The organism is Aerococcus mictus (assembly GCF_003286595.3).
In the GTDB taxonomy this organism is placed as follows: domain Bacteria; phylum Bacillota; class Bacilli; order Lactobacillales; family Aerococcaceae; genus Aerococcus; species Aerococcus mictus.
Genome location: NZ_CP132985.1, coordinates 1,546,492 through 1,566,658 on the forward strand (window position 1 = coordinate 1,546,492; position 20,167 = coordinate 1,566,658).

14 protein-coding genes and 2 pseudogenes are annotated in these 20,167 nt (G+C 44.5%); 4 read left to right on the forward strand and 12 right to left on the reverse strand.

The annotated features are described in order from the left end of the window. Positions 1–13: 13 nt before the first annotated feature. From DBT49_RS07090 to trmL, 6 genes are all read right to left on the reverse strand, one after another. Positions 14–979, reverse strand: coding sequence for a 3'-5' exoribonuclease YhaM family protein (locus DBT49_RS07090; protein WP_070560425.1), 966 nt, complete (start codon positions 977–979; stop codon positions 14–16). A gap of 20 nt (positions 980–999) precedes the next feature. Further along, positions 1,000–3,771: an ATP-binding protein gene (locus tag DBT49_RS07095; RefSeq protein ID WP_101560379.1), complete on the reverse strand. Its 2,772-nt coding sequence runs from the start codon at positions 3,769–3,771 to the stop codon at positions 1,000–1,002. Between the two features lie 24 nt (positions 3,772–3,795). Further along, entirely contained in the window at positions 3,796–5,040 is a 1,245-nt protein-coding gene (locus tag DBT49_RS07100; protein ID WP_070560421.1) for a metallophosphoesterase family protein, read from the reverse strand. A gap of 174 nt (positions 5,041–5,214) precedes the next feature. Then, the gene (locus DBT49_RS07105; protein WP_013669338.1) at positions 5,215–5,601 is read right to left on the reverse strand and encodes a YlbF family regulator; all 387 of its coding nucleotides are present in this window, start codon (positions 5,599–5,601) and stop codon (positions 5,215–5,217) included. A 99-nt stretch (positions 5,602–5,700) separates the two neighbouring features. Continuing rightward, positions 5,701–7,782 carry a transglycosylase domain-containing protein gene (locus tag DBT49_RS07110; RefSeq protein WP_070560419.1) on the reverse strand — a complete coding sequence of 694 codons (2,082 nt, stop codon included), beginning with the start codon at positions 7,780–7,782 and terminating at the stop codon, positions 5,701–5,703. A 95-nt stretch (positions 7,783–7,877) separates the two neighbouring features. Further along, entirely contained in the window at positions 7,878–8,411 is a 534-nt protein-coding gene (gene trmL, locus DBT49_RS07115) for a tRNA (uridine(34)/cytosine(34)/5-carboxymethylaminomethyluridine(34)-2'-O)-methyltransferase TrmL (RefSeq protein ID WP_070560417.1), read from the reverse strand. Positions 8,412–8,600: 189 nt separating this feature from the next. Here trmL and DBT49_RS07120 point away from each other — a divergent pair, with 189 nt between their 5' ends. Next, positions 8,601–9,182 (forward strand): xanthine phosphoribosyltransferase, encoded by a 582-nt coding sequence (locus DBT49_RS07120; RefSeq protein WP_070560415.1) that lies wholly within the window; start codon positions 8,601–8,603, stop codon positions 9,180–9,182. 378 nt (positions 9,183–9,560) lie between these two features. Here DBT49_RS07120 and DBT49_RS07125 read toward each other — a convergent pair whose 3' ends face one another. From DBT49_RS07125 to DBT49_RS07135, 3 genes are all read right to left on the reverse strand, one after another. Continuing rightward, positions 9,561–10,520: a 2-hydroxyacid dehydrogenase gene (locus tag DBT49_RS07125; protein ID WP_070560414.1), complete on the reverse strand. Its 960-nt coding sequence runs from the start codon at positions 10,518–10,520 to the stop codon at positions 9,561–9,563. 35 nt (positions 10,521–10,555) lie between these two features. Beyond that, positions 10,556–11,299 carry a nitronate monooxygenase family protein gene (locus DBT49_RS07130; RefSeq protein WP_060778597.1) on the reverse strand — a complete coding sequence of 248 codons (744 nt, stop codon included), beginning with the start codon at positions 11,297–11,299 and terminating at the stop codon, positions 10,556–10,558. Positions 11,300–11,527: 228 nt separating this feature from the next. Next, the gene (locus tag DBT49_RS07135; protein WP_070560412.1) at positions 11,528–13,486 is read right to left on the reverse strand and encodes a sucrose-specific PTS transporter subunit IIBC; all 1,959 of its coding nucleotides are present in this window, start codon (positions 13,484–13,486) and stop codon (positions 11,528–11,530) included. A gap of 222 nt (positions 13,487–13,708) precedes the next feature. Here DBT49_RS07135 and DBT49_RS07140 point away from each other — a divergent pair, with 222 nt between their 5' ends. Both DBT49_RS07140 and DBT49_RS07145 read left to right on the forward strand, forming a co-directional pair. After that, positions 13,709–15,202: a sucrose-6-phosphate hydrolase gene (locus DBT49_RS07140; protein WP_070560410.1), complete on the forward strand. Its 1,494-nt coding sequence runs from the start codon at positions 13,709–13,711 to the stop codon at positions 15,200–15,202. Between the two features lie 13 nt (positions 15,203–15,215). Next, positions 15,216–16,196, forward strand: a complete 981-nt coding sequence (locus DBT49_RS07145; protein WP_070560408.1) for a LacI family DNA-binding transcriptional regulator — start codon at positions 15,216–15,218, stop codon at positions 16,194–16,196. Between the two features lie 53 nt (positions 16,197–16,249). Here the strand turns inward: DBT49_RS07145 and DBT49_RS07150 are convergent, their stop codons facing one another. Continuing rightward, positions 16,250–17,017, reverse strand: a complete 768-nt coding sequence (locus DBT49_RS07150) for a DUF4931 domain-containing protein (protein WP_070560406.1) — start codon at positions 17,015–17,017, stop codon at positions 16,250–16,252. A 223-nt stretch (positions 17,018–17,240) separates the two neighbouring features. Here DBT49_RS07150 and DBT49_RS07155 point away from each other — a divergent pair, with 223 nt between their 5' ends. Then, positions 17,241–17,714, forward strand: a complete 474-nt coding sequence (locus tag DBT49_RS07155; RefSeq protein WP_070560404.1) for a nuclear transport factor 2 family protein — start codon at positions 17,241–17,243, stop codon at positions 17,712–17,714. A gap of 206 nt (positions 17,715–17,920) precedes the next feature. Here DBT49_RS07155 and DBT49_RS07160 read toward each other — a convergent pair. Both DBT49_RS07160 and DBT49_RS09760 read right to left on the reverse strand, forming a co-directional pair. Continuing rightward, positions 17,921–19,930, reverse strand: a pseudogene (locus tag DBT49_RS07160) (collagen-flanked surface repeat-containing protein); the annotation flags it as partial. 141 nt (positions 19,931–20,071) lie between these two features. Beyond that, a pseudogene (locus DBT49_RS09760) lies at positions 20,072–20,158 on the reverse strand (collagen-flanked surface repeat-containing protein); the annotation flags it as partial. Positions 20,159–20,167: the final 9 nt, after the last annotated feature.

Below are 20,167 nucleotides of genomic sequence, written 5' to 3' on the forward strand. Positions count from 1 at the left end.
TTTTCAATTCTCATTAAATATTTTGATAATAGTCATTACTTGGATGGTAGAAAGAACGACCTTCTAAGCCCATAATTTTTGGAGTAAATTCGCCAGGCTCAACATCCTTTAAGTGACTGGTCATCATGTTAATCTTAGCATCCAGGTCATCCACCCGGTGAAGGATTTCAGCTTCCAATAGGCGTGGGGTTACCGGACTACCGAATTCATTCTTCCCGTGGTGGGCAAGAATCATATGTTTGAGTAAAACTACTGCTTCTTCATCTTGGCGGTAGCCTAACTGTTCTGCGGTGAGGGAAATTTTTTGTCCCATCAAAGAGATATGACCAATAAGGTTTCCCTCAATCGAGTAGTCCCCACTTAAAGGATCCACAAATTCAATCACCTTAGCGGCATCATGGAGGATAACCCCAGCATAAAGCAAGCTTTTATCCACATTAGGGTAAAGTTTAGCAATCGCTTGAGCCAGGCGTAACATGGAAACGGTATGGAAGGCTAATCCTCCAACAAAGGCATGGTGGTGGCGTTTGGCAGCTGGATATTGGTAGAAAATATCATCGTATTCGGTCATGATGCTGCCCACAATTTTCTTGAGCGCCGGATGCATAATACTTTTGATCCCCGCTTCAATTTCAGCCTTCATATCTTCTACCTTCATGGGGCCGTCAGCAATAAACAAGCTCGGGTCATTGGGTTCACCATCATGGGCTAGACGCAAGCCCGAAATCTTCACTTGGGGTTGGCCATTATATAATTCCCGGTGTCCCTTTAAGCGAACCACCCGACCACTTTGAAAGGCCTCCACTTCATCTTCCATAGCACTCCAATACATGCCATCAATAGTCCCTGACTTATCTTGGAAGGTAAAGGCAATGAAGTCGCGCCCGTTACGGTCAGTACGCACATTAGCATTTTTTATCAAAATATAGAGATCGAATTTTTCATTTTGAGGAATTTCATAAATTAAGCGCTTATCCATAAATTAAGTTGGCTTCCTTTCTATGCTTCTAAGTGATGAACTTGGTCGGAATGTAAGCCTTGAGTAATTTCTTGGTCAAAGGTAAAGACAATAATTTGACGGGATAGACTCTTTTCTTTCAAGAAGCGATAAATATTTTGCCGGTATTCTTGGTCTAAATGAGCAAAACCTTCGTCAATCAGAATTGGCAAGTCTTGGTGGCCGAGTTGGGCGTCTAAGAAGGCGAAGCGCATAGCCACAAACAAGAGAGCCTTCTCCCCGCGGGATAGCTGGTTAACACTGGTCCATTGGTCTCGCATCGGTTGATAGACTTCGACACTGTCATCAGTGTAGCGCATCTTTTCAAATTTAGTATTGGTTAAATCGAATAGATAGCGATTGGCTTGGGCAAGAACTCGTTGGACAGTATCTTGGCCTTGTCCCAGAGTCGCTTCCTCCATCGTCTTAGCTGCCAAGGTATCGCTAGCCCAAGCGACTGCGGTGTCATAGGATTGATCAACTTGTTCTTGCTTGTCTTGTTCCATGGCTTGTAAGGCTTGGCTGTTTTTCATTTGCTTCAATTGATTTTCAATCCGCGCGATATCAGCAAGTAAGACTTGTCTTTGGCCTTCGTAGCTATTGATTTTGTCTTTAGTGGCCTTAATTTGTTCGCTAACTTCCGCTTCATCTTCATTTAAAGCCGAAGCCTTTTTATCCAGATATTGATTTAAGAGTTGGTAGCGAGCTTCTTTGTCCTTAAATTGACCATAGGCAGTTAAGGCTTTTTCTAAGTCCGCACGGTCAGTTAAGTTGTATTGTTTTAAGAAGTTCTCCTCTGTTTTTTCAAGTTGGTCAATATGGTCAGCTAACTGGCTGAGACGGGCTTGCTTGGCTTTTTGTTCTTGGTCTTCATAATCAAGATTAGCCGCATAAAGTCGGTAATTGTGGTAGTCATCTTCAAACTGTTGGAATAAGGAATCCAGTGACAAGGCCTGATTATGACTTGCTTGGCGGTAATCTGACCATTCCGCTTGATGGGCTTGCCCAAAAGCGCCTGCCCCACTTTGATGGATCAGTTGGTTAATTTCCCCTTCCAAGTCTTCAATTTGTTTCACATAGTCGGTTTGAAGCCAAACCAGGGGCATGATGTAAGAGGAACCCCCCTTAGCTTGTAAGAAGGCCTCTAAATCCTTGGTAAATTGCTTGGATTCTTCCTCTAGTTCTGCAATTTGTTGGTTTTGATTATCGATTTGGCGTTGGATTTCAGCCGTTTCACTATCGATATCGCGTAAGTCTAATTGGTAGGCCTTCTCTTCTTCATTAACATAGTGTTTCCCTTTGCGTTCTTGGAACCAGGCAATTAAGACAAAGATTAAACCGAGTATTAAAGCGGGCATCCCTGCTCCCCGCCAGAAAGGACTAGTGTGGAAGAGTGAAATCGCATAACATATTAAACCAACAGCTAATAAAGTCATCCCAATCGGACGAATCCAGGACTGGGTATATTTATAAACAGTGGCTTTGAAGTCATCATAGTTGCTGGAAATCTCTTGACGTTCTTGACCAAGACTTTCCCGGTCTTCCATCAAGTTTTCTAGGCCGGCTTTGGTATTTTTGTAGAAGACCCGGCGGCTATCGATCGCTTTTTGGCGTTTTTGCCATTCTTCGCGCTCTTCGTTGGTGAAATCACGCGGCAATTCATCAATGGTTTCAGCTCCTAAGGCTGAAAGTAAGCGGCTTTCTTGGTAACGTTTCTCGACGATTTGATCATGGAGATTCTCATTTTGCCGGATTTGTTCCCGGTAAGCTCGGGCTTCAGCCAACATTTGCTCAGAAATGCCGAGATGATCGCTGATCCATTGTCCTCCGGCATTCAATTCTTCTTCTGGATCCGCTTCCGCTTCTACAGAATCCATAATCACAAAGCCCTCAGGGTTGAGCTCCTGATATTCCTCAACCAAGCGGTCTTTGGTGTTCACAATGTTTTGCCATTGGTCAACATCCTGGTCTGAAAAACGTGGTCCATCATATTGGGCGAGTTCAAAGCCCAGTGCCACCCGCTCTTCATCAGAGGCGCTCTGTTGGTCAGCCTTTTCTAAGTCCATTAAACTTTGTCGGGCACTTTGTTCAGCACTTTGAACTTCTGCCAAGGCCGCCTTTTTATCTGACAATTCTTGGTCCAAGTCAAAATAGGCGTCTTCCTCTTGACGGGCAGCCGCCAAGTCTTGGTTTTGCCTTTCTAATTCAACCATTTCTTGGTTTAGCTTAGGATTTTGTCCTTGGGGCCGGTAAAGACTATCGGCATCCGCTTGCAATTGATCTACTTCCTGGCTAAGAGAGAGCTTACCGGTCACACCTAAGTTGACTAAACTACGGGCGAAGTCTTCTTCCGATTCCCAGATAAATTGCATTAAATCAGGTTCAGTAAAGCCAAAATAGGCTAAATAGGTATCCCGGGTCAAATCCCCAAAAAGTTGTTTAAAATGATCAACTTCCTTGGCTTCTTGACCGGCAATAGATATTTTTAAGACTTGCTTACCATTGGCCCGAGTGCGTTCAATGGCACAATCGCCCCATTGGGTATCCTTAAAATATAGACGCCCCCCGAAGCGAACTTGGTCATTGGTATCGAAATCACGGCTCCCCTTACGGCGTTGGTTGGGGAAACCGAACATGATACTTAGAACGAAGCTCATCAAAGTCGATTTTCCCGACCCGTTTGGACCTAGGAAAACATTAAAGTCATCCGTCAATTGAAATTGGCGGTGGACAAATTTCCCGTAGCCAAAGATGTCGATTGCTTGTAATTTCATTTGTTATGATTCCTCCGTGCTTGCTTATTTTTGATAGAGAGAGAGTAAAATTTTATTTCTAGTTGCGGCTAGAACGTCTTCTTGGAACTGGCTTAGTGAGATGGCCGGCTGCAAGTGGCGCTGCCAAAGTGGGTGGTCTAATAGTTCATTTAATGCCTGGTCAAAGGCTCCTGGATCCTGATAGTGGTCGAGGGTCTCCATCAAGGCCTGCTCGTATAAACTGGCCTGGTCCAAACTTTTGCTTCCTTTGACTTCAAAGCGCAAATCAGCCAAAAAAACGTCATCCTGGTCTTGGAACTGCCACTGTAATTGATCGAATAAGTCCTTAGCATAGTCCTCCCAGAAAGCCAAACTATCGCTATCTGAGTCGTCCAGGCGATAGTGGAGGCGCAAGACATAATGTAAGCCCTCTGCTCTTGCCTGGTCCACTTCAGCTTGATATGCTTTTTGGAAAAGTGCTTGCAAATCACTGACCCCGTGAATTGGAGGCGCAATCGCTTGGTGGACTTTAAATTGCCAATCAGTCGTTTCGATGCTTTCAATGATTGGGTCCTTTCCTTGTTCAAGCGAGACGAGGACACCACCTTTGGGGCCAGTTTCTTTGAAATGGGTCCCTTGGATATTGCCGGGATAGACGATAGGTGTTTGCCCAGATAATTGTTGAGCTGCATGAATATGCCCCAAGGCCCAGTAGTCATAGGCTAATTGTTGTAAGTGACTCTTTTGAAAAGGCGCATAGTGGTCTTGTTGGCTGTTTCCTTGTCTTTCCTGGCCATGAAACATGCCAATGTGGTAGTCAACATGATTATAACGCTTAGGGAAATATTGGCTATAATCTTCCGTTAACCAGCGCTTGGGGTAGGAAAAGCCGCTAATAGCCACCTGGTCGCCCCTAGCGGTAGTAAAGTCTAGAGTAGTTACCTGCCGAGGAAAGACCCGGGTAGAGGCTGGCAAAGCCAGGTGTTTTTCTTTTTGGCTCTTATAGTCATGGTTACCAAACAAAATAAAAGAGGCGATGCCTGCCTGGTCCAAGCGCTCTAAGCCCTTAACGAGGGCAAACTGTTCTGCCAAGGTCCCCTCAGGACTGTCATAGAGGTCTCCTGCTAGTAAGACACAGTCAACCTCCTCATTGATGGCAATGTCGATTAAACGATTGTAGGAGTCAATGGTCGCTTGCCTTAAGGCTTGGTACACTTTATGGTTTTGTTTTTTTATTTTTTTCATTGTTTGACCGAGATGCAGGTCAGCCGCATGAACAAAGCGTAACAAGTCATCGCACCCTTTCCTTATTGATACTTCCCTAGTTTATCATATTTTAACGGCCTTTGTCGCAAGATTTACCGGTGAATTCAAAGCGATAAGACTTCAACAGTTGCTCACTAGAAAATATCTTCAAAATAAAAAAATAGCCACCTCAAGGATTTGAGGTGACTAGAGGCTTAATTATTCGCCATCCTTATCTTCTGAACTGAGTTTAGTTGCTTGGTTAGCACGGTCATAGATCTCACGAATCGGACGACCAACCGCTTGGTTAACATCTTCAACGTATTGGTTGAGTTGTTGTTCTTTTTGCATTAACTCACTTAATACCGCATTATTAGCCAAGGTTTTTTGCATGTCTTCAGCTTTTTTAACATCCTCTTCACTTAACTCTTGGCCTAATTGCATCTTAGTTTGGACGCTGGTTTGGTAGTTTCTAAAATTAATGTAGAGTTCACGTGCTTCGTCATCATTAAGAAGCTTATCCATCGCCTCACTTAAAGCGTCATAAGCGTCTAATTCGCGAATGTCACGTTCTAATTGGTTAATGGTATCGTAAATATTTGCCAAATTGATCTCTCCCTTATATGTTTTTTTCAATATACCATGGATAGAATTGTTTTTAAAGTATTTTACTATCCCAGCCAATTCAGTGACTGGATGGTAAGCCTAAAGTAAACCTCTGAAATAATCAAAGAGGTTTCGCCCACCATCAATAATTCGGTTGATTACGTCTTCATTGTCTGAATTGGAGTGAGGTGATTGACTAGCCTCTTCTCCGTTATTATATTCAAAACGATTACCGTATTGCTTAGCCGCTGATTCCACGGAAAAGGCAGTTCCAGGACTATTAGCAAGAATTCCTTGGAGGATGGTATTGAAACTAGAGTGGGAATTAACTCCAGAGTAGGTGGAAATATAGTTTTCCGAAGAGGTTTGGTCAAAACCAAACCAGGAAGTCACTACTACATCAGGGGTATAGGCGACAAACCATTCGTCATTATAGCCCGCTGCATGAGGATCATCCAGAGTCAATTCAACGGTTCCCGTCTTACCAGCTACTTGGTAACCCGCTGGTTCAGCTTGAGAACCGGTATAGTTTCCGTCATAAACCGCTAGCATCATGCTGGTCATTTCCTTAGCGACGCCTTGGGACATAACCGTGTTTTGCTTAGGACTTTGTTCCTTAACTACTTCTTCACCATTAGGACCGACAATTTTCCGGATAAAGTAGGCCTCAGAACGTTTCCCATTATTAGGAAAGGCTGTATAAGCACTGGCTAGCTGGATAGGTGAAACCCCTTCCGTCAAGCCACCCAAGGCACTGGCTAAGGAGAGGTCCTTATCCGTATAGGGAATACCGAAGGCATCAAGTTTCTTCATGGCTGTATTGACCCCCACTTGGTCCATCAACCAAACCGCTGAGGTGTTTTTACTTAGGGCCAAGGCTTCCCAGAGCGGTAAGTCGCCATTCGATTGGTGGTTCCAGTTTTCAGGCCGGTAGTTGTCACTCCCGTAAGAGCGGACTTCATCCGGCACTTGGTCATTCTTAGAGAAACCATGTTCTAGAGCTGGAACATAAACATTTAAAGGTTTGAGTGTTGAACCTGGTTGTCGTTTCATTTGAGTAGACCGGTTAAAACCACGGAAGTGATAGTCGCCCACCCCACCAACGCTGGCTAAGACACCACCATTATAGGGGTCTAGGGCCACGGTCGCACTTTGCGAAGCCTGACCACTATTGTTAGTTGGGAAGAGTTGCTTATTCTCATAGGCAGCCTCTAACTGACTTTGGTAGGTGGGGTTAAGATTGGTATAAATCTTATAACCCCCGTTCATAACCTCTTCTTCGGTTAAACCAAACTTATTAATCGCTTCTTCTAAGACGCTGTCGAAATAATAAGGGTACTTGGATTGGTCACTAGCCACCGGATTATTCATCTGGGGCATCACTGTGCCCTGGGCATTTTGGGCCTCAGTTTCACTGATAAAGTCATTATTACTCATCAGAGAAAGCACCAAATTACGGCGCCCTTGAGCTTCTTCATAATTATCAATCGGATTATAGAGGCTGGGTCCCTTCAAGGCTCCAGCTAGGACTGCCGCATTAGGTAAATTAAGGTCAGCAGCATGGGTGCCAAAGTATTTTAAGGAAGCATCTTCTACCCCATAAACCCCATTACCAAAATAAGTATGATTGAGATACATTTCTAGGATTTGATCCTTAGAGTATTTCTTCTCCACTTCTAGGGCAATAAAGAGTTCTTTAAACTTTCTCAGCAGGCTCTGTTCATTAGTTAAGAAGGAATTTTTCACTAATTGTTGGGTCAGAGTGGATCCCCCTCCAACCACATTTCCGCGGTGAACCACATAACCCACCATGGCCCGGCCAATCCCGATAATATCAAAGCCAGGATGTTGGTAAAAGCGCTTATCTTCAGTCGATATGACAGCATTTTGAATATTAGGTGAAATCTGATTTAAGGACACATAGGTTCCGCGTCCGTCAGCCATTTCCCCAACGGCTTGGTCAGATTGGTCATAAATCTCAGTAGTCATTTGGAGCCGGGCTTGTAAGTCATCGACATTAGTCATCTTTGCCCCAACCACTAAATAAGATTCGAAAATAAAGATGATCAAGAGGACAAGAAAGATTAGCCACTTCGTCAGACGAAATTTCTTCCAGTAGTGCCCCAGAAAGGCTTTGACCTTGTCAAACCAGGAACTTTCTTGCTGTTCTCCCTCATTCATATCGCTGCCCCCTTTCAAGTATTCAATTCATCTTACTACAGTTTCTTCATTAATATTTATCCTTGAAGCGATATTTAAATTTTCTTATTTATCATTTAATCTTTTTTTAAATTTGCTAACTTATCATGATCATAGCTATGGGTGAGTTCTAAGTCATTGAAGGCCTGTTGACGGAGGACTTCATAAATACAAATCGCTGCACAATTGGACAAATTAAGGCAGCGGACGTGGGTATCATCCATAGGTAGACGCAGACATTGGTCTTCATGTTCATGCATAAAGGCTTCCGGTAGACCTGTGGTTTCCTTACCAAACATGAGGAAGATATCTTCGCCCCGCTTTTTATGGGCCATGTAATCAATATCAGTATAATTCTTGGTAGCAAATTTACTAATCAAATATAGAGGTCGTCCATCCAGATAGTCCATAAACGCCTTCAAATCGTCATGGTAGGTAATGTCTAGGGCATCCCAATAATCGAGGCCAGCTCGCTTTAAATGCTTATCATCGGTTTGAAAGCCCAGGGGTTCGATTAAGTGCAGATGGGTATCAGTCGCCGCACAGGTACGGGCAATGTTTCCGGTATTGGCTGGAATTTCTGGTTCAAATAATACAATATGGTTTGTCATTAAAATCTCCTCTTCAAAATTTTCTCATCCTATCTATTATACCCCTAGCTGGATGATTACGAAACTAAGACTTAGAAACAGGAAAAAATCGCTTAATGTTCAAAAAATGTTCGCATTTTATCCCGATAAAGGGTAGAATAGGGATAACTTATTCTAATTATTGCTCAAAATACCAAAGGAGGAAAAAGAGTGGCAAACTTAAAGCAACGGATTCTTGAAGATGGTAAAGTATTTCCAAACAACGTTTTGAAGGTTGATTCATTCCTCAACCACCAAATTGACCCTAGTGTCATCAGTGATATTGCTGATAAAATCATTGCTCACTACCAAGGTCGCGAAATTACTAAAATCGTTACCGTCGAAGCTTCCGGAATCGCACCATCGATTATCATCGCCGAAAAATTAGGGGTTCCTATGGTTTTCGCTAAGAAGCAACAACCATCTACCCTTAAGGACCAAGCTGTTTACGGGAGTAAGGTGCATAGTTACACCAAGGATACCGATAGTTTTGTGATTATCAGTAAACAATACTTAAACTCAGACGATAAGGTTCTGATTATCGATGATTTCTTAGCTAATGGTGAAGCAGCTATGGGACTCATTGATATTGTTAGCCAAGCCCAAGCTGAAGTGGTAGGTGTGGGTATCTGTATTGAAAAATCCTTCCAAGATGGCCGCCAACGCATCCTCGATGCCGGCGTTGACCTCTATTCAGAAGTGCGGATCGCCGCTCTAGCCGACGGTAAAGTCGAATTCGCCGAAGGGCACTAAGGAAAGGATGTAAGGAAGGATCAGGGAGGGAGATTCCTTGGAAGAAAAGATGATAAGAGCAGCTATAAGGATGTGAGAGCGCCATCAGAGACTTGAATTGCTGGAGGAAAATATCATAAGCACAGCAGGCCTGTGCGTTGGTATTTTCTGAAGCAACTTCAAGTCTGGCGTTCGAACTCAACTTGCTTGATCGTTCAACTTTTCTGAAAGGACATCCCCTCACCCTTCCGAACTCAACTAGAGAGTGTGATAATCACATCAAAATGTGCTTAACACAACTTTTTATTAAAGAATTTATATTAAAGAAAAGAGACAGGAGAAAAAATTCCTGTCTCTCTTTTTTTGTATTCATTTTTTCAAATCTAGTAATCGTGCTTGCTATTCAGTCACGATATTTTGCGGATCATCCTTGAGGTAATGATAAATATTATTAAAAGCGATTTTAGCTAATTTTACCATGGCTTCATCTGTTAAATAGCCCACATGCGGAGTGAGTTGAATATTCTTAGCATAGAGAAGTGGGTAATCATCTGCCAATGGTGGTTCACTATCAAAGACATCAATCCCTGCCCCAGCAATCTTCTCATCGTTAAGGGCTTGGGCTAGAGCTTCATTATCCACAATCGGTCCCCGGGCCACGTTAATTAAAACTGCTGATGACTTCATTTTCCCAATCATTGCTTTAGAAATCATGCCTTTGGTTTGGGCGTTATTCGGTAGGTGGATGGAAACAATATCACTTTCAGCCATCACTTCTTCTAGACTTTTGTATTCAATGCCCAAAGCCTTGGCTTCTTCTTTTTCGCTGCGACTGTAGGCAATCAAATTCGCCCCAAAGGCCTTAAAGAGAGCAGCAGTGGCTAAGCCAATCGATCCAGTTCCGATAATCCCAACCGTCTTACCAGCAATTTCCCTACCTTGATATACTTGGCTTAATTGGCTGCCTTTACGGGTTTCTTGGTCATTGGCTTGGAGATGGCGATAGAGTGCTAAGGTTAGCCCAAGCGATAATTCAGCCACGGCTTGGTTAGCGTAACCAGAAGCATTGTTAACCATAATCCCCCTGTCTTTAAGAACGTCCATGGCTACATGGTCTACTCCGGTAAAGGCCACATCCACTAATTGAGTATCCTCTAATTTGGAGGCCACTTCCTCTGGGAAAGGGGTAGAATCAATAATCAGGATTTCCGCCCCTTCTGTCCGCTTAGCCATTTCTTTAGGATCAGTGGTCTTGTACTCATAATATACAAAGTCATGCCCGGCCTCAATTAAGGGCTGGGCCAATTCATCAATTAATTCTTTTGCTACATTTAAAGGTTGGACACTAACGATTTTCATCAAAAGACTCCTCTCTTCGTTCAGCAAATACTTTCTTATAAATTATACTTATCCTCATAAGCGTCTAGGGTGAGGCCGTCATGGTTGGACATAAAGCGTTCTTCCGATTTATCCCGGTAATTATCCATCACTTCTTGGAAGAGTTCAGCATTTGTTGGTGGGGTCCAAGAAATCGCATCGGCCCCGGCTTCAATGACCCTTTTTATATTTTCTTCGGATTTTCCGCCGGTAGCAATAATAGGAATATCAGGGAATTGATCACGAACCCGCTTGACTAATTCCACGGTGTGTCGGCCATTGGCAACATTGAGAATATCTACCCCGCTATTCAACTTAGAAAGCAAGTCATATTCTGAAATCACGGTAGAAATAATTGGGGAATCGATCCGATCCTCTATCGCTTGGATAGTTTCGATTGGCATAGGGGCATTACATACCACGCCTAAAGCCCCTTCAGCTTCTGAAAGCAAGGCGATTTCGACGCTCCGCATGCCCTGAGTCTTGCCCCCGCCTACGCCAGCAAAAACGGGTTGGGAAGCGACTTGTAAGATCGCGGAAATAATGCTGGGATGAGGCGTAAAAGGATAGACCGCTAGGATGGCGTCAGCATTAGAGTAAGTAATAGTCGCGACATCGGTAGAAAATAGTAGAGATTTAATGGTACGACCAAAGATCTGAATACCGGGCGCCTCTTCAATCACTTCTGGCACCATAATAATATCTTTTCTTAAAGCGGAACTGACTTTTTTGATAACTTTCTTTTTGCCTTGTTCTTTCATGGCTACCTCTCATTTCATCTTTTTCTTTTACAGCCATATTTTAACGATTACTCAAGCTTTCGTCAAAATAATTTCCTTGTTCATTCTGTTGTCAGATGATTCTAACTTCAGACCTGCTTCGGATGCACCCGTCACACTCTCTTTAAACGTGTTCCGGTCACAGGACGAACATCCACTTCAAAAAAGAGGTGGCTATTGAAAGCCACCTCATGGGGAGACAAAATATAATTAAGAGGGGTTAGTGATTGCTAGAAGGTCTTCATTAGCTAAAGTCGTTCCACTTTCTCTCACAGCGGTGACGGATTGATAACCTCCAGTATTGGTAATAATTTCCATCACTGTAGGGTCATAGCCAGCTGACTTAATGCCTTCAATATCAAAAGTTCCTAGGAGGTCGCCGCGTTTGACTGCTTGACCTTGACTGACTTGGGAAGTGAAATATTGGCCCTGTAAGTTGACGGTATCAATACCAATATGAATCAGGACTTCCACGCCATTATCCCCAGTTAAACCGTAAGCATGCTTGGTGTCATAGGCCACAGTTAGGGTTCCATCGAGGGGTGAATAGACCTTGCCATCACTTGGAAGAATGGCAGTCCCCTTGCCCATCATTTCTTGAGAAAAGACAGGGTCATCCACCTCTTTTAAGGCTTTGACTTGGCCACTAGCGACTGCAGGTAAGACTATGTCAGCTTCAAGACCTGAGCGATTCGCCTGGCTAGGCTTACTTTCTGCGGCTTCTTCGGCTTGGAGAGCTGCTGCTTCTGATTTTTCGGCTTCTTTATTGGAGTGTTTTCCATAGAAGAAGGTTAATAAGAACGCAGAGATAAAACTAATAGCAACTCCCACTAAGAAAGGAATCCAAGAATTGGAATCAATAGAAATAATGCCAAGGAAACCGGCTGAGCCTAAGGAGACTGCCAGTACATGGAAGAAACCTAAACAAGCTGAGGCAATCCCAGAAGCAATCATGGCACAGTAGAAAGGATAACGTAATTTGAGGTTAATCCCAAAGATCGCTGGTTCAGTAATTCCGAGTAAGGCAGACACTGAAGCTGAAGAAGCGACCCCTTTTTGTTTTTCATTACGGGTAATCACCATCACCGCTAAACAGGCCGCCCCTTGAGCGATATTCGCCATGGATGCCACAGGGAAGATAAAGGACCCTCCTGTTGTGGCTTGGTTAGCAATTAAAGTGGTTTCCACGGCGGGGAAACTTTGATGGAGACCTGTAATCACGATTGGTGAATAGAAGAGCCCTAATATTCCCATCCCTAAGGCCCCAGTCGCTTCATACAACCAGGTCAAGCCATAGGTTAAGGCATCGGAAACATTCCGCATCACTGGTCCTACAATGGCAAAGGTTAGAAAACCGGTGATAATGATGGCTAGCATTGGAGTAAAGGTAAAGTCAAAAGCAGGATGGATATGATCATGGAAGAAGTTTTCTAATCGTGCCAATATCCAAGCGACTGCTAAGACAGGTAGGACTTGCCCTTGGTAACCGGCCTGAGCAATTTTAAAGCCAAAAATGTCCCAATAAGGCATTTCTCCAGCCGCGGTTACTGTGGCAACCTCATAACCACTCACTAAGGACGGCATCACCATGGCCATTCCAATGGCTGCTCCTAGATAAGGATTGCCGCCAAAACGCTTGGTCGCTGAGAAACCCAGAAGAACCGGTAAGAAAGTAAAGGGCGCACCAGCAATGACCCCTAGCATACCAGAAAGATCAGCAATAACAGCTGATCGTTCGACCAATGCCACACCTCCAAAAGGTGAAGTTAAAAGGTTATTTAAGGCGAGAAGCAAGCCCCCTGCGACTAAGGCCGGCAAGATTGGCACAAAGATATCCGATAAGAGTTTGGTCAACTGCATGAAGGGATTACTTTTTTCTTGGGATTGAGCCACAGCTTTAATGTCTTCGGTTGAGGCTTCTTGGACGCCAGTGATGGCAGTGAGTTCCTTATAAACCTTATCTACATCGCCAGTTCCAATGATGATTTGGTACTGACCGTTCACTTCAAAGGTCCCTTTGACCCCTTCGTTATTATCAATCGCTTCTTGGTCAACAGCTTGACTATCTTTTAAAACTAAGCGTAAGCGGGTTGCACAGTGAGCAGCAGCAAGGAGGTTATCCTTACCAAGTGCGTCAGCAATATCTTGAGCAACTTGTTTGTGATTCATGATTGGTCTCCTTTCAGTTGAAAACGCTTTTACACTTAATATCTTAGCAGTATTTTTGTTTATGTCAATCGTTTAACAGAATTAATTTTAAAAATATTTTATTTATAGTAATCACTGTGCTTATCATTATGAAAGCGTTTGACATACCTATCACTTTTTCTTATACTTACTGTAAATTAAGCATTTAATTTTTGACCAATGTTAAAGAAAGGAAGCCTATCCATGACACAAGATCCCAAATGGACCCGGCAATTGCGCTACCAAGCCTATGAAGACTGGCCAAATGACTATCTGGGTCAGCTAAAAGAAAAAGTTACCCACAGCCCTTGGCGTCAACACTACCACATTCAGCCAGAAAGTGGTTTACTCAATGATCCCAATGGTTTTTCCTATTACAATGGTCGCTGGCAGCTTTTCTACCAATATTATCCTATGGGACCGGTTCACGGGCTCAAGTCCTGGTACCACCTCTCCTCCAAAGACCTGGTCCACTGGGAATCCCATGGCATTGCCCTAGCACCCGATTCTCCCTATGATAGTCACGGAGTCTACTCAGGATCTGCCCTTCCTGTGGATGACCAGCTCTTTCTCTTCTACACCGGGAATGCTCGCGATAGGGACTGGCAACGTCATCCCTACCAGGTCGGCGCCTGGATGGATAAGAACTATCAATTCACTAAAATCGATCCCCCCCTCATTAGAGCAGTTGAAGCGGGCTATACCGATCATTTTCGTGACCCGCAGATCTTCCCCTACCAAGACGGCTATCTCATGATTTTAGGCGCCCAAACCGAAGCGCTTAAAGGCCAGGTCCTAGTCTACCAAAGCGACAATCTTAAGGACTGGGACTTTCTCGGTCCCTTAAAATTAACTAGCGGGGAAAGTGCCTATATGATGGAATGCCCCAATTATGTGAAAGTGGATGGGAAAGACCTGCTGATCTTTTGCCCGCAAGGTTTGAGCCAGGATGAACTCAAGTATCAAAACATTTATCCCAATACTTATTTAAGCTTTGACTCCATTGATTGGGAGAACTTAACACTGAATGACCCTAATCCTTTAAAGAACCTGGACGATGGCTTCGATGTTTATGCCACCCAGCCCTTTAACGCGCCTGACGGTCGGGCTTTAGCCGTGTCTTGGCTAGGTTTACCAGACCTGACTTACCCCGACGCGGACTGGGGCTGGACCTCGGTCTTGAGTCTGGTCAAGGAACTCCATTTTGACCAGGGGCATCTCTACCAACGACCGGTCGAAGAAATGGAGAGCCTGCGCCAAAGTCCTATAGCAATCACGGGCTCACTGGAAGCAGGTCAAAAGTGGGCCTATGATTTTGAAGACAATGCCTACGAAATCAACTGCTCACTAGACGCCGACTCCAAGCTTAACTTCCTGGTCATGAGTGATGATGAAGAAGCTGCCGCCCTTGACATTGAAGTAGACGTCCCTCTCGGCAAAGTTAAGGTAACACGGACCGACCAGGGAGAACGCGTTAACCCCGAATACGGCCAAGTCCGGGAAAGTCACTTTACAGGTGGAGAAGACCTCCAGCTACAAATCTTTATCGATGCCTCTTCCTTCGAAATTTTTGTCCAAGACGGCTATAAAGTCCTTAGCGGCAGAATTTTCCCCCAAAAAGGACAAAGTCAGCTTATAATAAAGGGAAGTGGTCGTTTAGGGGGCGAGATCTATCCCCTAGAAAATATTAACAAGTAAAGGAGTGCTGGTCATGGCGATTACCCTAGCCGACGTGGCTAAAAAAGCCGGGGTGTCAGCAACGACTGTTTCCCGGGTGATTAATAATTATGGCTATCTCAGTGAGAAGACCATTAAAAAAGTCCGCCAAGCCATGGAGGAATTAAATTATCAACCCAATGCCTTAGCGCGGTCATTACAAGGTAAAGGGACGCAATTAATTGGTCTGATCTTTCCTAGTGTGGCCCACCCCTTCTATGGAGAATTAGTGGAAGCCTTGGAAAGCTGTTTTTTTGAAGAGGGGTATTACACCATCCTCTGTAATTCAGCTAATAATAAAGAAAAAGAGCGCCATTATTTGCGCATGTTGGCTGCTAACCAGGTGGACGGTATTGTCGCTGGGGCTCATAATATGGGAATAGAAGAATATCATCACTATCAAAAGCAAGTCGTTTCCTTTGACCGCTACCTTTCCGAAGAAATTCCCATTGTTGGTAGCGATAACTTCCAAGGGGGACAAATGGCGACAGAAATGCTGTCCCTCCGCGGAGCCAAAAGGATCGGAATCTTTACCGGTAGTCAAAAATCTGCCTCACCGACTAACCAGCGTTTGGAAGGTTATCTCTCCGTCATCGAAGCCCAAAAGCTGAATGCCTATGTTTACCAGCTCCAAGAGCAGCGGTCACCTAAAATAACCGCCCAACACATTCAGAGTATCCTGAAAAAGGACCAGCTGGACGGTATTTTCTGTACCGATGACCTGACTGCCCTAGTCACTTTGAATGCAGCCAAAGACCTAGGTCTAGCGGTTCCCCAAGATTTAAAAATTATTGGCTATGATGGTAGCCGTTTTATCCAAAACTACCATCCCGAACTTTCTACCATTGTTCAGCCCATCCAAGATTACGCCAATCTGATCGCTGATCTATTAATTAAGAAAATTAAGCAACCGGATAGCGACCTTAACCGCAATTACCAACTCCCAGTTTCCTATCTACAAGGTAAAACGTGCTAGCAAATAAAAAATGAGCTTTAACTCGGTCTCGGGAAAGCTCATTTTTAGTTTATCTAAAAAGGAAGGTAGTCTTGGAGTTCGGCAACTACCTTTTCTAAGTGCCCCTGGTAGGAAACCTGACCAATCTTAAAGCCGATAAAATAAGGACTAGCAATGAAGCGCGGGAAAACCTTACAATAATAGCGTCCGCCTAAGGGATAGAAAAAGAGATTGTAAGACCCACTCCGTGAACTAAAGTCATCCGTCAAAATATAGGTCACAATGCTTTGGACCGCATCCGCAAAGTCATCCAGCTGGTTGAGATCAGCGATCGAAACATTAAATTCTGTCATCCCCATAATCGGTTGGGTGGACAGAGTAACGGTGACATTCCCCTTCTTGCCAACTTCTAAACCCTTAAAGGCATCCAGGCTAATTTCTTCATAGCCATCCTTATCCTTCAGTCCCACAATCTGTGAGTGAGGGTGGCGCAAAGACCCGCCGGAAAGGGGCCCATAATTTTTAAATAAGAGGACACTCTCAAATTGGTCATCTCTCAACATGTCTAGCCAACAATCAAAGGTGAAACGAAAAATTTGGCGGTTTTCTTCCTTACTATAGGTAGGGGTATCGGCCCAATGCTCCTGGGACTCAATCACCAGGGTTTGCACCGTATCATCCAGAGTGCGGTATTTATTCATAAGCCAAATCTTATCATCTTCTTCACGGAAGATATTGGTTAGCGCCTCGCGATCACAGAAGGGACAATAAGCCCCCTCATTGCGATAGTTTTCCGGCTTTTGCGCCGCAATTTCCTTATGAAAAATCAATGGCTTTCCCATAATGGCAACCGCCTCCTTTATAATATCCATTGTCATTATCGCATATTTTTGAGGGATTGCCTAAGAAAAGCTTAAGTCGTGGTGGAGAAATTACTCTAGAAAGCCAATCCTTCTCTTACTTACTATACTTTTATCGAAATAAAATTAAGCTATTGTTAAAGATAAAAAGCAGGTGTAGACTTATTTCTAAATAACTAAAGAATCATGGATACGGAGGTTCACTATGGAAACAATCGACCAATTAGCTGCTATCGAAGAAATTAAACAATGTAAGGCCCGGTATTGGCGGGCAATTGATAGTAAGGATTTCGACCTACTTCGGACAGTATTTGCTGACGATGTCACTTTTGATACGTCACTGGTAGCCCATGACCCCATCAAGGGACAACATCCACTCATCCCCCAAAAAACCATCCCTTCAAGCTCGTGTGAAGAAATTATTAAAAACGCTAAACGCTTGATGGGTGAGCATGTCCAAAGCGCCCACATGGGACATATTCCTGAAATTGAAATCACTTCAGACAATACGGCCCACGCCTACTTCCCTTTTGAAGACCGGGTAGTTAACCTAGGAGTATCAGCCTTTATCGGTTATGGCTACTATGATGATTATTTCGAAAAAATCGACGGGCAATGGAAGGTAAAAAATAGTAAGGTCTACCGTTACCGAGTTGTCTTTGACGATTTATTGGATTAAAAAATGTGACAAGCGCGTCAAAGGTCAGAAGCAATGAAAAAAGCATAAGAATTTTGATCCAAGCTCATTCTAATTTTTATCTATAAGTATGCAAAAAAGCAGAACAAGAACTGATTATTTTCAGTCTTGTTCTGCTTCTTTTTTGTCTAATGAGCTTTAAGGCAGGTGAGTGATAGCTTAGTTAGTGATTAATCTTTGTTATTGTTTTTGACTAATAAGGCACCACTACTTAGTAGTAATGAAGCAATAATCACTGTCATCGCTGATGTCACTTCTGCACCTGTGGCTGGTAAGCTCGCTTGTTTGTTTTGATCATCTTGTTCTTTATTTGTAACCGATTCATCATCCTTGGTCTTGAATGAATTGTCTGGATCAGCTTGCCCTGGAACTTGTGGGGCTGGATCACTAGGTTGATCTGGTTGACCTGGTTCTTCAGGTTGACCTGGAACTGGTACTTCCGGTTGATCTGGTTGACCTGGTTCTTCAGGTTCACCTGGAACTGGTACTTCCGGTTGGTCTGGTTTTTCAGGGTCACCTGGGACACTTGGTACTTCTGGATTTGGATTGCCAGGTTCCTTAGGCTCGCCTGGATTTGGATTGCCTGGTTTATTCGGAACGTTTGGTGTTGGGTCCCCTGGGTTTGGTGTTCTTGGAGACTCTGGGCATGGTTTGCAGCATGGGATTTCAATCTCTTCCGTGGTGTGGTCTGAGAAGATGATGATCAGTTTACCTTCACGGTTGTAGATCTTCTGTACGCTGCGGCCATCCTTACCATCCTTGCCGTCTTTACCATCGCGGACGAAGTGACGACTGGATTCATTGCCTTCACCGTCTTTAACGATTACCCAAAGGCCGGATTCACCTTTTTCATTCTTACCTGGAACGGTTTCGAGGCTTGATGAAGCGCCATCTTTACCGTCACGGACGAATTCACGGGAAACTTCATTGCCGTCGCCGTCGAAGACAATAATCCATTGGCCAGATTCACCGCGGCTGTTCTTGCCTTCTTCCACCTTAACAGATGGGGTCTTACCGTCGCGGATAAATTCACGGCTTAATTCATTGCCCTTGTCGTCGGTAATGATGACCCAAACGCCTTCGTTACCTTGGCTATCCTTACCTTTTTCAGTACGGATGCGTTCGGAACGGCCATCTTTACCGTCCTTACCATCGCGACCATCTTTACCGTCTTTGACCGTCGTGGTTGTGGTCGTGCCATCTGGATTCTTGATGGTAATGGTGTGGCTGCCGTCACCGTTGTCTTTGACACTCACTTCTGGGGACTTACCGTCCTTGCCGTCTTTGACAGTGGTGTTGGTGGTGGTGCCGTCTGGGTTCTTGATGGTAATGGTGTGGCTGCCGTCGTTATTGTTTCGGATAGAAACTTGAGGTGACTTGCCGTCCTTACCATCTTTACCATCGCGGCCATCCTTAACAGAACCTTCTGCTACAGCAGGTTGACTGGTATCTGGCTTGCCAGTCTTAGGATCTACTGGGTAGAACTTAATCGTTGTAATACCGTCTTGACCTTTCTCAACCACTGGGGCAAAAGTCTTACCGTCGATACCATCGCGACCATCCTTACCGTCTTTGACAGTTGTTGTTGTGGTCGTGCCATCTGGGTTTTTAATGGTGATGGTGTGGGTCCCGTCGCCGTTATCCGTAGTGGTCACTTCTGGGGACTTGCCGTCCTTACCATTCTTCACGGTAGTGGTTGAAGTGGTGCTATCTGGGTTCTTAACGGTGATGGTATGGGTCCCATCGCCATTGTCCTTCAAGGAAACTTCTGGGGACTTGCCATCTTTACCATCTTTGACGGAGCCTTCTGCGACTGCTGGTTGACTGGTGTCTGGCTGGCCGGTCTTAGGATCTACTGGGTAGAACTTAATGGTGGTGCCGTCTTGACCCTTCTCAACAACTGGGGCAAAAGTCTTACCGTCGATACCATCTTTACCGTCGCGGCCGTCTTTACCGTTTTGACCATTCTTACCGTCTCTGACAGTCGTGGTTGTGGTCGTGCCATCTGGATTCTTGATGGTGATGGTATGGCTACCGTCGCCGTTGTCTTTCACGCCAACTTCTGGTGTCTTGCCATCCTTACCGTCTTTAACCGTGGTCGTGGTGGTCGTACCGTCTGGGTTCTTGATGGTGATAGTGTGGGTCCCGTCGCCGTTATCCTTAGTGGTGACTTCCGGAGACTTGCCGTCCTTACCATCTTTGACAGAGCCTTCTGCAACAGGTGCTTGAGTGGTGTCTGGCTTACCAGTCTTAGGATCTACTGGGTAGAACTTAATCGTGGTGGTGCCATCTTGACCCTTCTCAACCACTGGGGCAAAGCTCTTGCCATCGATACCGTCGCGGCCATCTTTACCATTCTTACCGTCTTTGACAGTAGTTGTGGTTACTGTACCACTTGGATCCTTGATGGTGATGGTGTGGGTGCCGTCACCGTT